The sequence below is a fragment of the Curtobacterium sp. BRB10 genome (genome assembly GCF_031844325.1).
Classification (GTDB): Bacteria; Actinomycetota; Actinomycetes; order Actinomycetales; family Microbacteriaceae; genus Curtobacterium; species Curtobacterium poinsettiae_A.
This window is the reverse complement of sequence record NZ_JAUZVA010000006.1, coordinates 16,117-28,328: the sequence shown is the minus strand read 5'-3', so window position 1 is coordinate 28,328 and position 12,212 is coordinate 16,117. Positions and strand designations below refer to the sequence as shown.

At 68.5% G+C, this 12,212-nt stretch carries 15 protein-coding genes; 6 read left to right on the top strand and 9 right to left on the bottom strand.

Going from position 1 to position 12,212, the window contains the following annotated elements; translation table 11 throughout:
* Window positions 1–96 precede the first annotated feature (96 nt).
* Entirely contained in the window at window positions 97–639 is a 543-nt protein-coding gene (locus tag Q9R26_RS13590; RefSeq protein ID WP_311227562.1) for a DUF6998 domain-containing protein, read from the bottom strand.
* A gap of 21 nt (window positions 640–660) precedes the next feature.
* Window positions 661–1,416 (bottom strand): DUF4839 domain-containing protein, encoded by a 756-nt coding sequence (locus Q9R26_RS13585; RefSeq protein WP_311227561.1) that lies wholly within the window; start codon window positions 1,414–1,416, stop codon window positions 661–663.
* 237 nt (window positions 1,417–1,653) lie between these two features.
* Here Q9R26_RS13585 and Q9R26_RS13580 point away from each other — a divergent pair, with 237 nt between their 5' ends.
* A complete protein-coding gene (locus Q9R26_RS13580) occupies window positions 1,654–2,253 on the top strand; it encodes a GIY-YIG nuclease family protein (RefSeq protein ID WP_311227560.1) in 600 nt (199 codons plus the stop codon).
* 157 nt (window positions 2,254–2,410) lie between these two features.
* Here the strand turns inward: Q9R26_RS13580 and Q9R26_RS13575 are convergent, their stop codons facing one another.
* Window positions 2,411–3,343 carry an NADP-dependent oxidoreductase gene (locus Q9R26_RS13575; protein WP_311227559.1) on the bottom strand — a complete coding sequence of 311 codons (933 nt, stop codon included), beginning with the start codon at window positions 3,341–3,343 and terminating at the stop codon, window positions 2,411–2,413.
* 139 nt (window positions 3,344–3,482) lie between these two features.
* Here Q9R26_RS13575 and Q9R26_RS13570 point away from each other — a divergent pair, with 139 nt between their 5' ends.
* Window positions 3,483–4,055 carry a hypothetical protein gene (locus tag Q9R26_RS13570; RefSeq protein ID WP_311227558.1) on the top strand — a complete coding sequence of 191 codons (573 nt, stop codon included), beginning with the start codon at window positions 3,483–3,485 and terminating at the stop codon, window positions 4,053–4,055.
* Window positions 4,056–4,131: 76 nt separating this feature from the next.
* Here Q9R26_RS13570 and Q9R26_RS13565 read toward each other — a convergent pair whose 3' ends face one another.
* From Q9R26_RS13565 to Q9R26_RS13540, 6 genes are all read right to left on the bottom strand, one after another.
* Window positions 4,132–4,611, bottom strand: a complete 480-nt coding sequence (locus Q9R26_RS13565; protein WP_311227557.1) for a hypothetical protein — start codon at window positions 4,609–4,611, stop codon at window positions 4,132–4,134.
* A 37-nt stretch (window positions 4,612–4,648) separates the two neighbouring features.
* A complete protein-coding gene (locus tag Q9R26_RS13560; RefSeq protein ID WP_311227556.1) occupies window positions 4,649–5,065 on the bottom strand; it encodes a hypothetical protein in 417 nt (138 codons plus the stop codon).
* Between the two features lie 132 nt (window positions 5,066–5,197).
* The gene (locus Q9R26_RS13555; RefSeq protein ID WP_262137567.1) at window positions 5,198–5,572 is read right to left on the bottom strand and encodes a hypothetical protein; all 375 of its coding nucleotides are present in this window, start codon (window positions 5,570–5,572) and stop codon (window positions 5,198–5,200) included.
* A gap of 267 nt (window positions 5,573–5,839) precedes the next feature.
* On the bottom strand, window positions 5,840–6,319 hold the full coding sequence (locus Q9R26_RS13550) for a hypothetical protein (RefSeq protein ID WP_262137566.1): 480 nt from the start codon (window positions 6,317–6,319) through the stop codon (window positions 5,840–5,842).
* Window positions 6,316–8,052, bottom strand: a complete 1,737-nt coding sequence (locus Q9R26_RS13545; protein WP_311227555.1) for an alpha/beta fold hydrolase — start codon at window positions 8,050–8,052, stop codon at window positions 6,316–6,318. Before Q9R26_RS13545 ends, Q9R26_RS13550 begins: the two co-directional genes overlap by 4 nt.
* Complete coding sequence (locus tag Q9R26_RS13540) at window positions 8,052–8,330, bottom strand: hypothetical protein (RefSeq protein ID WP_311227554.1); 279 nt, start codon at window positions 8,328–8,330, stop codon at window positions 8,052–8,054. Before Q9R26_RS13540 ends, Q9R26_RS13545 begins: the two co-directional genes overlap by 1 nt.
* Window positions 8,331–8,537: 207 nt before the next feature.
* Between Q9R26_RS13540 and Q9R26_RS13535 the strand changes: the two genes are divergently transcribed.
* From Q9R26_RS13535 to Q9R26_RS13520, 4 genes are read left to right on the top strand one after another with little or no spacing between them, the layout of a single operon-like run.
* Entirely contained in the window at window positions 8,538–9,377 is an 840-nt protein-coding gene (locus Q9R26_RS13535; protein WP_311227553.1) for an ABC transporter ATP-binding protein, read from the top strand.
* Entirely contained in the window at window positions 9,374–10,171 is a 798-nt protein-coding gene (locus Q9R26_RS13530; RefSeq protein ID WP_311227552.1) for an ABC transporter permease, read from the top strand. Before Q9R26_RS13535 ends, Q9R26_RS13530 begins: the two co-directional genes overlap by 4 nt.
* A gap of 55 nt (window positions 10,172–10,226) precedes the next feature.
* The gene (locus Q9R26_RS13525) at window positions 10,227–11,429 is read left to right on the top strand and encodes a sensor histidine kinase (protein ID WP_311227551.1); all 1,203 of its coding nucleotides are present in this window, start codon (window positions 10,227–10,229) and stop codon (window positions 11,427–11,429) included.
* A complete protein-coding gene (locus Q9R26_RS13520; RefSeq protein ID WP_182066300.1) occupies window positions 11,426–12,058 on the top strand; it encodes a response regulator transcription factor in 633 nt (210 codons plus the stop codon). The genes Q9R26_RS13525 and Q9R26_RS13520 overlap by 4 nt, the downstream gene beginning before the upstream one ends.
* The last annotated feature ends 154 nt before the right edge of the window (window positions 12,059–12,212 follow it).

Below are 12,212 nucleotides of genomic sequence, written 5' to 3'. Positions count from 1 at the left end.
GCCGGAACGAACGAGTCAACGAAACCTGCAGCAGTCCCGGTGTCGATCGAGGTCCAGTCGAACTGCGGCAGGGGGAAAATGGCAGACTACGTGTGACTACAACCGTGTGCGCGTGGTGAGTGGGCGATGCCTCTCGGGATCGTCGAGCTCGTCGAACGCCGCCGCGATCACCCCTGTCACGTCCTGACCGGCGGAGACAACTTGTCGAACGAGCACAGCGGACGAGTTGGTGTGTTCTACACGCCGGCCAAGACTCTGCACGTCAGCCCTAGACAGCGCCCTTGCCCAGATGATGTCGTACGTCCGGGCGTCGAAGAGAACGAACAACGCGGTTTCAAACGACCAGGATCGGAACGCCGAGAACTGCTGGCTGCGTCGGTCAGTCGGGTCGACGAGCCGGGCCTTCACCTGGATCCGCCGGCCGTCATCGGTGAGGAGGTCGTAGCCCTTCTCGGAGTTCGGAGCCAGTACTCCACCGTAGGCCCGGAGCGCGATCGACTCCGCGAGGTCGCCGAGCGGTGAGTTCCGCGTGCGGACGAGCCCACGATGCCGCAGCTCCTCGATCACCGCGGCGGACGTGTTGAGTAGCTGCCGGACGGAGAGCGCTGACGGATCGAACGGCAACCCAGGCGTGTTCACAAGAGCACTGTACGTCTCCGGTCAGCGGATTGCTGTCTGGACGGGCTCAAGCCGGAGCAGGCACTGGTTCGAGTTGTAGGCGACGACTTTCGCGGTCACAGCGATATTCGTTCCTTCGCCGATCGTGTCAGGCACGTCGGCAACGTAGTGCAGGTCGAAAGTCGTATTGACGTCCTCGAATTGGAAGGCCGGCCCGCGACTTTTGGTCGTGCTGAAATCGCCAGCACCGAGCAGGATGTCGTAGCGCGTGGTGTAGCTGTCGTGATTGTTCATCTTCAGAATCGAGCCGTCGAAAGCAACTGTGCGACCCCCGTAGTCCTTTGCGAACGCGCCGATCGAGGAATCGCAGTACTCCCCGAGCTGCAACAGCGCTGCGAACTGCGAGGTGTTCGCGGCGGTGATCACCGTGGCGTCAGCGGTCGTCTCCGCCGGAGATGCTGAAGCGGAGGACGGCGTCGGTGTCCGCGAAGCAGTCGTCGCTGTCGTCGGAATACCGTCTGCTCGATTGTCTTTCTCGCTGCTGGCGCTCCCGAAGACTCCGGTCGCCCCGAGGACAATCACGACGACGAGTACTGAAGCGACGCCGCCACCGATGACGAGAGCACGTCGAGAGATCTTCCGCACCGGCCGCCGAATCTCGAGCTCGGACTGGAGCCGCCCCTGCTTCTGAGAAACGACCTCCCACCCGTCCTGCACCCATCGTGCCGCTGTGCGCGACTCCATCCCCCGCACGCACTTCACCGTGCGAGTTTCGTACCGAACAGCCTCGTCGGCCATGCTCTCCCCGTTTCGTCTGCGCAGGCGCATCACCAACACATCGTCGGCCCGCAGGAGCCTATGGGAACGCGCATCTCTCCCCCGACCGGTGCGGCAACGCCTGTGCCACAACTGCGATATCCCTTCGGGATCACGCAAGAGCGGCACCGACGATCCGCGCCATCGACAGTTGCGTGCGCTCGATCTCGTGATCGGCCCGTCCAACCGCTGGCCGCGGGCAATGCCTAGGATTCCCTCATGAGCTCTGACTCTCTCGAGGTCCATCTGGACGATGCGAAGCAGGCCCTGAGAGCCGACCCATTCCCGGTCACGTCGGCCGAGCGGATGCCGACCGGTCCGGGTCTCTACGCGGTCTGGTCCAACAAGGAAACGTGGTCCGAACTCGGACTTGAGTGGCGGGGACCGCTCACTCCGCTGTACGTCGGCAAGGCCGAGGACAGCATTCGCAAACGTGAGATCGACACCCACTTTGCGGCGGGACGCTCCGCGGTGTCGAAGACCGGATCGTCCACGCTGCGCCGCTCCTTTGCAGCGCTTCTGGCCCCGTCGTTGGGCTTCCGGGCCATCCCGAGGAACGTCGAAAAGCCGGGGCACTTCTCGAACTACGCCCTGCGCTCGGACGATGACCTCCGTCTGACCGCGTGGATGCACGAACACCTCCTGCTGTCCGCGTGGGCAAAACCTGCAGAGTTGGCTGCTCCTCTCCGCTTGCTGGAGGCGCCCATCATCGGCGAATTGGATCCGCCGATCAATATCCAGGGTGCCGCGAGCTCTCGCGTTGCTCTCAAAGCCGCACGCTCGGTGCTGAGCGCGCAGGCGCGGTCTTGGACGAACTGACCTCCACGGGAGCCCACACGCTCTGACTGTCATTTCGGGCCACCTACCGGTTGGGTACCTGCTCGACGTCGACGAAGCACGAGAGCCTTGCCACCGAACGACGGGAGGCGCGGCACCAACCGGCACCGCACCTCCCGTCCATCACCGCGTCGTCAACTCACCAAGTGAGCACGAACCGCCCCCGCGTCCCCCCAGCCTCCAACCGCTCATGCGCCTCCACAGCCCGAGCAGCCGGCAGCACCTCGGCGACCCGCGGCGTCAATGTCCCACTCTCCACCGCATGCCGCAGCTGCTCGAGCTTGTCGAACGACCGGTACTCCGAGAACACCATCACCTGCACGAACTCGATCCCCCGAGCCCCGTTGCCCTGCCACCCCCGCACGTCGAAGAACACTCCCCCATCGCGAACGGCGTCCACCACCTCGTCGCGCTGCACGGCAGCATCGGCGAGCGCATCGACCCCGTCCGGCACGAGCACGCGCACCGCGGCAGCGAACCCATCACCGCGAGGCACGATGTGGTCCGGCCCGAGCGACCGGACCAGCGCCTCGTCCTTCTCAGCTGCATCCGCGATCACGGTCAGCCCGGCGGCCTTCGCCAGCTGCACCACGTAGTTCCCGAGCAGCCCCGCGGCCCCGGACACGGCGAGGGTCTGCCCCGGCGCGAGCGAGGCGTGCGACAGGATCTGCAACGCCGTCAGCCCGTTCATCGGCACCGTGGAGGCGAGCGGGAGAGACGTCCCACGAGGAATCCGCGTGAACGACCCCACCGGCGCGACGAGCTCCTGCACGTAAGCGCCACCGTGAGCGCTGAGCGGTAGCGCCATCGCCATGACCTCGTCGCCGACCTGCCATCCGGTGACGTCAGGCCCGACCTCGTCGATGACGCCGGCGGCGTCCATCCCCGGCACGTACGGCGGCGAGGCCTGCGAGCTGTCCCGCTGCCCGGCACGCACCCCCGTGTCGGTCGGGTTCACGGCGAACGCCTGCACCCGGATCCGCACGGATCCAGCCCCGGCGTGCGGCTCCGGCACCTCGTGGACGGCGAGGGCCTCAGGCCCTCCGAACTCTTCGACTCCGATGACCTGCATCCTCCCGGTCTACGCGCCGGTTGCTTGACGCAACCTGACGCGACCAGCACACGGCATGGAGGCCCGGCACCACCCCGCCCCGCGCCTCCCGCCCTTCAGGGGGTGCGGTCCACAGCACGTGGTGCGCCATGCTGGCACCGTGCGTTTCGACGAACTCCTCACCCGGCCCGACGGTCCCGCGATCGCCGAGGAGCTCGCCGCCCTCAGCCGTCCCGCCCGGTACGTCCTCGATGGCATCCACCAGGAGTCCCGGCAGCAGTTCTGGCAGTTCCGTGTCGACATCGACGAGCCCGCGCAGACCTGGACGCTCGTCCGTCAGCGCGCCAAGCCGGTCTCCTACCGCGAGGGCGTGCTGCACGACCCCTACGATGGTCCGCACGAGGTGTCGTTCGCCCGGAGCATGGCGTCGTCTCCCGTCGTCCGGATGGCCGTGCCGAAGCTGATGGTGCGATGGGGGCGAGGCTCCGAGAGCTTCCACCCGATCCTGGTCCAGCACGTCGGCGAGCATTCGATCCTGCTGACGTTCGAGCACCACGAGGACCCGGCGTTCCGCACGACGTTGGTGATCGACGAACGCGACGGCATCGCCCGCCGCTTGTCGGAGTACGGCGAGGACACGATCATCACGAGCGTGCGGACCGCCGAGCCGGACGAGGTCCTGCCCCGCGTCCGCTTCGCGCAACCGACGGACTGGATCCGCCCGCAGTACTGAAGTCGTGGCGGTTCCGGTTCGCGATCCCCGATGATCGCGAACCAGAACCGTCAGACCTCATTCGTCATCAGGGCCGTCACCGGTAGTCGTCCGGGTCACCGAGCACGCAGCGCGAGTCCACATTGACGTGCGCGCGGATCTTCGTGGCTGCGATCGACGCACGAGGCTTGCCGTCGGCGCGCGCGACCACGGCGGAAACGTCACCCGTCGCTGCATCCATCTCGGTCCGCGTCGTTGCGAGCTCGTACCCTTGCTTTCTCCAGTGTTCACTGGCCTGTCCGACGAGCACCTGCGGGTCGTCCGGTCTGTCCACCTCGACGTAGTAGCTGAACTGCACCGCCTTCTGCCCGTCGACCTGACAGTCGTTCGTGACCGGCTTCGGGACTTCCTGCGGCCATGTGTCGGGAGCGAGTTCCAGGACCGACCGGAGTTCCGTCACGGCCTGCGAGCGCGCCGCGTCGATGGTCATGGTCTTGCCCGGCGCTGTCATCCCGCACCCCGACAGCGCGAGGGCGATCGTGACGGCCAGAGCGGCAGCGGTCATCGGCTTGTCCACTCGCCTCGTCATCACAGCCGCCCCCGCCTCGACGCCGTCACTCGTCCTGATCGTGCACGGACCCCGTTGCGCACGGAGAGGTCACTTGCACCGCGACCGACGTCGAACTGATCTGGTACGCCGCTCCTCCCGCACCGTCCCGGTCGGCAGTCGCCGAGTAGAGCGTGCCCCTCGTACCGAAATCCGTCTCGGACGGCGATACTCGAAGGCCTTCCGACTCCCAGAACTGCCGAAGCGACTCGGCGGTCGCCTTGGCGTCGTTGTCGACCGACACCGGGACGAAGTAGGCGAAACGCACGCCGTCATCGCACGGCTCGGCGGTCGGTTCCGGGGTGTCTGGCCACGACACGTCCACGGCCTTCTCGGTCTTGCGGAGCAGTTGCAAGGCCTCGACCTTCGCGTCCTCGGGGGTGTGCGTCGATCGGCTCCCTCCTGCACAGGCCGTGAAGCCCACGGTCAACAAGCTCGCCGTCAACACGACGAGCCCGATGCGTTGCTTCGACATCACGGTAGGGTCACCTTCGCCACGACTGGCCCCCGCTCCGCAGCTGCGGTCGTGCTGTCTTCAGCCGCCGCACCACGGTTGTCATTCGTCATCGGGCGAGCCAGCAACGCATTGGGAGTTGACGGAGACGAGTGCGTTCCCGTTCGTGATCTCGAAGGCTGCGCCAGCATTACCGTCTGCCTTCGCCGTCGCTCCGTACACCCTGCCGTACTTCGACCCGAAATCCTGCTGGCTGCGTTCGACCTCGAGTCCTCTGGAGCGCCAGAACTCCGACAGGGAGTCAGCGAGTTCGGCCTGCTTCGAGGTGACCGGAGCGTGCACCATGTACTGGTAGCGGACACCCTTGGGACACTCCTTGCTGACGGGTTCCCCCGGCGACGACCAGTCGAGGTCGGCGGACGCCGTGGTCTGGTCGAGCAACGTCAGGGCATCTCTCTGCGCTTCTTCGGGGGTCATGGTCTTCTCTCCTGTCGCGCATCCAACGAGCACGGTCGTGAGGAACAGTGCAACCGCAGCCCCGGTGAGCCGCCGTCCCACCGACGAGCGCAGGTTGGTGCGGCTCGCGTTCGCCTGGTACCCGGCACCCGCGTCCCTGCGTCCCTGCGAGTCGGAGGGGCTGACGATCAAGCCGTCGCGGACGGACCGCGGTAGCGGATGCAGGAGCCGGTACTCGGTCACCACCGCGTGCGTCCGTCGGATGCGGAGTCTCCTGGACCACACCGATCAGTCCTCGTAGTCATCCGGAGAACCCTCGGCGCACTGAGAGTCGACGTAGAGGCTGATGCCCCGCTCACTGAACTGGAACGAGCCCCACGGCTTCCCGTCCGCACGCGCAGTTGCCGAGTAGGCGATGCCGTACTTCCCGAAGTCCTCCTGCGAAGGTTGCACGTCGAGTCCCTTCGTCCTCCAGAACTCCTCGAACGAAGTGGCGAGTTCCTTCGGATCGGTCTTCTGGTCGATCGTCACGAGGTACTGGAACCGGACTCCGTCGTCCCCATCGGCGCATCGCGTGGCCACCGGCTCTGGGACCTCGGGCCAAGCCAGCGGCTCGTGGTCCATCGTCTCCCGCAGGAACGCCACGGCGTTCTGCTTCGCCTCATCTGGTTGCATCTCGTCTCCCCCGTTCGAACCACAGGCCGTCACCGTCGTGAGTAGCCCCACCACGGCGACGAACCCGAGGAGCGACTTCGACAGGCTGTTCACGGCATGGTCGCTTTCGCTGTTCCCAACAGCGTCTTCGTGCCGCTGTCGAGGTAGCCGATGTTCCCGGAATCAGGGTCGGCGGCAAGGTCGTGTACGTTCACCGTCTTCGATCCATCCGTGTGTATCTCCGTCGCGCCGAATCCCTGGGCGGGGTCTGCACGCTGCGGATCACTGAACGTGCGCCCGAACGCGGCGATGTCCCACTTCTCGTCAGCCTGCGCAGCATACATGTGGGCCGCATTGGTCGCTGCGGCATCGGGCACGGACGAAGGGATGCCCGCCGATCCGAGCGTGACGAAGGAGTGGACGCGCAGAGCGGCGTCGTGCGCGAGCGCGATCGCGGCAGTCGTCGAGCCGTACGAGTGCGCCACGACGTTCAGCTGAACGTCTGGTCTGGTTGTGCGGACTGCGGCAAGATCTGCGGCGAGGTTCGCAGCCCCGGCACGCGCCGAGTCTTCGTGGAAGACGGCAGTGTCACCGGTTGCCATGAAGTTCGGGGGTGCTTCGTAGCCGAGCCAGGTCACGTAGGCGCTGGCATCGCCACTCATCTGCTGTTGCGACTGCTGCACGGTCGACCCTGTCCGCATGTACTGCGTGGTGTCCGCCAGCGAACTGCCCATCCCGGGGACGAGGAAGGTGACGCTGCTCGCGCTGTCCAGGTCGCCGACCGAGAACGCGCCCAACGGCGGCTTGCCGTCGCGGAACGCCACCATCTGTCGCGGGAGGGGATAGCGGAGGTTGAGGTCCGTCCTCGCCCCGGCCGCGAAGTTCTTGAGCTGGTTGTACCGCTCTTGCGCCGCGATCAGCGCCCGGCGCGCGTCAGCCAGCGCAGCGCGCCCGACCGCCTTGCCGTACGCCTTCTGGGCCTTGCCCAGAGCCTCAGTCGCCTGCTCGTACGCCCGCTGCGCACTCAGCCGGTTCGCCTGGTCCCGCGCCCAGTACGGCACCCCGTTCAGGTTGCCGATCACCGCGGGCAACGCCGTGATGAGCGCGTCCTGCGCCGTCGAGTGCTCCCCCGCGGTCCCGCGCCCGCCGAGCCCGTCCCACCACGCCTGCACAACCTCGGGCGGCATACTCGCGATCCGGTCCGCGACGCCCTTGCCCTGTCCGGCGAGCACCTCAGGCGGCATCCCGGCCACGGCTCGCAGGAAGTCGGCGTCGCTCATGGCGGCGAGCGACCCGGCGTACCCGGGGGCGACTCCGAGCACGTCGCTGTCGGACAGACCAGCGGCGGCCGCGTGGTCAGCCGCCGCCCGCCGTTCGACGAGCGCGTCCCACTCGGCGTCCAGTCGCTTCGCGGCGGCCGCGAGGTCGTCGGCATCGCTCTGCAGACGGTCCAGGCGCCGACTGTCGGCTTCGGTGGCGTCGCTGCCGGACGCGGCCGACTCCGCGCTGCCCATCGACGCGGCGTTCGTCACCGAGTCCACGGCGTTGCGCAGCTGGGCGGACTGGATGCGTTCGGCCTCGTCCTGGATCTGCTGCACGGCGTCCGCGTAGGTGTCGAGCACGTCGATGGCAGCGTCGAGCCGGCCGATGATCCGCTGGGCGGCGGGAGCGACGGTACCGACGGTGGCGGCGAACCGGTCCTTCGAGGCTCCCCGCCACCCGTCCGCATCGTGCTGCGCGCCGACGACGTGGTGCACTCCGGTGCGGATGTCGTCCTGGTGGTCTGCGAGCGCGCTGGAGAGTTTGGTGATCGCTCCCGAGTCACCGGCGAGGGGGTCGGCGGCCATCACTTGCCCCCGGCCATGCCAGCCAGGTCGTCGTCCGTGTCGGCGAAGAGCGACTTCGTGTCCTTCGCGTACTGGCCGAGCGTGCGGCTGGTGTCGGCGAGCCACTCGGCGGATCGTTGCTGCGCCGTCCGGAAGGTCGCGAACGCCTGCGCGACGTCGTCAGCGCCGAACGCCCCGTCCTCCGCGGGCAGCGCGTCCCCGCTGAACGTCTCCGTCGCCTTCTCGAGTGCGCCGTGCACGGCTTCGAGCGTGCTCCACGACACTTGCAGATCGGCCATCGTCTCCCCCGTCTCGCCGTCGCGGTCTGCACCGCTTCCCCGTTGGCAACATATCAGAGGAGTTGCCGGACGCGGCCATCCGTGGAACGCCCTGTGGACGACCAGCCCGCCCCGCGCCTCCAGTCCTGCACCATCCCCCGATCGGACGATGCCGAGACCACCGCCCCGGCCGATCCCCTACGGCACCCCGGCGACGAAGCTGGACCCATGCCCGAGTCCCCCGCCATCGAGGTCCAGCACCTCGGCAAGCAGTACGCCACCGGCAAACGTGCCGTGGACGACGTCTCCTTCACGATCGAACGGGGCGAGACCTTCGCCCTGCTCGGCCCGAACGGTGCCGGTAAGTCCACGACGGTCGAGATCCTCGAGGGGTACCGCTCCCGCTCCGCCGGCGAGATCCGCGTCCTCGGCCACGACCCGGCACGGACGAGCCGCAGCCACAACGCACGCATCGGCATCGTCCTGCAGACCAGCGCGGAGTCGCCGAACGTCACGGTCGCCGAGCAGCTGAACCACTTCGCGACGCTGTACCCCAAGCACCGCAGCACCGAGGAACTCCTCACCGCGACGGGACTCGAGACGCAGCGCAACACCCGCATCAGCCGCCTGTCGGGTGGCCAGCGCCGCCGCGTCGACGTCGCCCTCGGCATCATCGGCCGACCCGAGGTCCTGTTCCTCGACGAGCCCACCACGGGCTTCGACCCCGAGGCCCGCCGGCAGTTCTGGAACCTCCTGCGCCAGCTCCAGCACGAGGGCACGACGGTCCTGCTCACCACGCACTACCTCGACGAAGCCGCCCAGCTCGCCGACCGTGCCGCGGTCATCGCCGACGGGAAGCTCCTCGACCTCGCACCCATCGACGAGATCGGCGGCACCGAGGCCCGCACGCCCCGGGTCCGCTGGCGCGACGACGGCGGCGAACACCACGACGAGCGCACCACCGACCCCACAGCGCTCATCCGCAGCAGCACCACGGCCATGCACGACCTCGAAGTCATCCGTCCGTCCCTCGAGGACGTCTACCTCGACATGGTGGGACAGCAGTGAAGACAGCGACCAGCCGCATCTCGTACGAGATCCGCACCTACTTCCGCGCTCCCGACGCGGTCTTCTTCACCTTTCTGTTCCCGATCATCATGCTGGCGCTGTTCTCGGTGGCGTTCTCCGGCGCCGCCGACATCCAGGCCGGCCCCGACGTCAGCGTCGACTACGCCACCTACTACCTGCCCGGCCTGGTGGCGACGGGCATCCTGCTCTCCGGCACGCAGTCGCTCGGCGTCGACATCGCCACCGAGCGCAGCGACGGCACGTTGAAGCGCCTCGGCGGCACACCCTTGCCGGTCCTGAGCTACTTCGTCGGCAAGATCGGCATGGTCCTCGTCACCACCATCGTGCAGACCGCACTGCTGCTGGCGATCGCGAGTCTGGTGTTCGGCGTCGACCTGCCGACCGACGCGAGCAACTGGGGTGTCTTCGCCGGCGTGATGGTCCTCGGCATCGCCACCAGCTGCGTCCTCGGCATCGCGGTCTCGGCGCTCCCCCGCGAGGGCCGGCGCGCCACCGCCTCCATCGTCCCGATCGTGCTGGTGCTGCAGTTCATCTCCGGCGTCTACCTGCCCTTCACGCAGCTCCCCACCTGGTTGCAGGACGTCGCCTCCGTCTTCCCCCTGCGCTGGATGGCATCCGCCATGCGGTTCGTCTTCCTGCCCGGTGCGTTCGAGTCGGGTGAGCCGGGAGGCGCGTGGCACCTCGGCCTCGGAGCCCTCGTGTTGGCAGCATGGCTGGTCCTGGGCACGGTGGCCTGCCTGCTCACGTTCCGGTGGAACCGCAAGGACGCCTGATATGACCCCTGTGGAGAACCGCTCCGCGGTCCTGCATCGATGGGATGCTGTCGTCATGAACGGCGAGACGTGGATGCGCAACCGGTGGTTGCACGTCTTCTTCGCGGGCACGATGCTCCTCACCGCCGTGATCACCGTGTTCGGGTGGTCGCCGTGGGACACCCGCTGGCCGGCGTACACGGCGGTCGTGGTGCTCGTCGTCGCCTACGCCGTGTTCGGGCACCGCGGCTACGACAGCCCCCGTGCCGCCGCGGCCTTCCTGCCGCTGGTCCTCGCCGCCGCCCTGGTGTTGCCAGCCGCCGTGCCGAGCACCGCGTTCGTGCAGTGCATCGCGTTCCCGCTCGTCTGGGTGCAGTCCGAACGGGTCCGCACCGCCGTCGTGCTCTCGATCGCGGTCGGCGTCGCGAGTGGCATCGGCCTGCAGGTTTCCGAGGGCCCGGACGCCCTCGTCAGCACCCTGCTCATCGAGGGCATCAGCGTGATCGGCGCCTGTGCGATGGGCGTGTGGATCTCGAGCGTCGCCGGCCTGTCCGAGGAGCGTCGCCAGCTCCTCGACGAACTCCGCGCGACCCAGCAGTCCCTCGCCGATGCCCACCGCAGCGCGGGCGTCGCGAGCGAACGGGAGCGCCTGGCCCGCGAGATCCACGACACCGTCGCGCAGAACCTCGCCGGCATCGTCATGCTCACCGAACGCGCCCGGAAGGACCTGGCGAACGACCGCGGTACCGCGCTCGACGAACGGCTGGCGGTCCTCGAGGAGTCGGCACGAGCGGCCCTCGAGGACTCCCGCGCGCTCATCGCCGCCGGGGTCGCCGGTGCCACGAGCGGCAGCCTGGCCGGGGCCCTGCACCGCCTGGCCGAGCGCTTCACGCGGGAGACCGACATCCCCGTGACCGTGGACGCGACCGACGGGCCGCTCGACCGCGACGCCCAGGTCGTGCTGCTCCGGGTCGTCCAGGAGTCCCTCGCGAACATCCGTGCCCACGCCGACGCCAGCTCCGTCCGCATCGTCCTGCGGCACGCGCCCGAGCACGTCGGCGTCCGCGTCACCGACGACGGCGTCGGCTTCGACACCGGCGTCCCGACGGCCGGGCACGGTCTCCGGGGCCTCCACGAACGGTTGGCACTCTCCGGCGGTGTTTGCACCATCACGAGCACCCCGGGCGGCGGCACCGTCGTCGAGGCGAGCCTGCCCACCGGACCCGAGCCGAGCCTCCAGGCCGTCGATCGTCACCCCGTGGCGGAGGTGACTCGGTGATCCGCGTCGTGGTCGCCGACGACCACCCGATCGTCCGGTCGGGCATCGTGGCCCTGCTGCAGGACGCCGACGACGTCGAGGTCGTCGGCCAGGCCAGCGACGGCCGCGCCGCGGTGACGGTGGCACTGGCCGAACGCCCCGACGTCGTGCTGATGGACCTCCGGATGCCCGTGCTCGACGGCGATGCGGCGACGGCGGAGATCCTCGCCGTCGACCCCGGCGTCCGCGTCCTGATCCTGACCACGTACGAGTCCGACGACCAGATCCTCGCCGCCATCGAGGCCGGCGCCACCGGCTACCTGCTGAAGGCCGCCCCGGAGTCCGAGATCCTCGCCGGCGTCCGGGCGACCGCACGGGGCGAGACGGCGCTGGCTCCTTCCGCTGCCGCAGCGCTCGTCCGCCGAGCAACGGGTTCACTCCCCGCCGCGGCCGGCCCGTCGCTGACCCCGCGCGAGCTCGACGTCCTGCGCCTCGTCGCCCAGGGCAACAGCAACCCGGCGATCGGCCGCGCGCTGTTCCTCAGCGAGGCCACGGTGAAGACCCACCTCGGCCACGTCTTCGAGAAGCTCGGCGTGAACGACCGCACCCGCGCCGTGACCCGCGCGATGGAGCTCCAGCTCCTCCCCTGACCTACGAGCCCGATGAGTGAGCAGAACATGTCGGGTCCTGTGCGCTGACCCGACATCTTCTGCTCACTCGACGCCGGTCCCGACGAAACGGGAGGCACGGTGCCTGCCCGCACCGTGCCTCCCGTCCGCTCCAGCGCGCGCCCTGCCACCGCGA

Bases quoted from the DNA above. Each gene is read 5' to 3' on its own strand.
- Q9R26_RS13575 (WP_311227559.1), bottom strand. From the start codon at position 3,343: ATGCAGGTCATCGGAGTCGAAGAGTTCGGAGGGCCTGAGGCCCTCGCC.
- Q9R26_RS13540 (WP_311227554.1), bottom strand. From the start codon at position 8,330: ATGGCCGATCTGCAAGTGTCGTGGAGCACGCTCGAAGCCGTGCACGGC.
- Q9R26_RS13580 (WP_311227560.1), top strand. From the start codon at position 1,654: ATGAGCTCTGACTCTCTCGAGGTCCATCTGGACGATGCGAAGCAGGCC.
- Q9R26_RS13555 (WP_262137567.1), bottom strand. From the start codon at position 5,572: ATGACCCCCGAAGAAGCGCAGAGAGATGCCCTGACGTTGCTCGACCAG.
- Q9R26_RS13545 (WP_311227555.1), bottom strand. From the start codon at position 8,052: ATGGCCGCCGACCCCCTCGCCGGTGACTCGGGAGCGATCACCAAACTC.
- Q9R26_RS13525 (WP_311227551.1), top strand. From the start codon at position 10,227: ATGAACGGCGAGACGTGGATGCGCAACCGGTGGTTGCACGTCTTCTTC.
- Q9R26_RS13585 (WP_311227561.1), bottom strand. From the start codon at position 1,416: ATGGCCGACGAGGCTGTTCGGTACGAAACTCGCACGGTGAAGTGCGTG.
- Q9R26_RS13535 (WP_311227553.1), top strand. From the start codon at position 8,538: ATGCCCGAGTCCCCCGCCATCGAGGTCCAGCACCTCGGCAAGCAGTAC.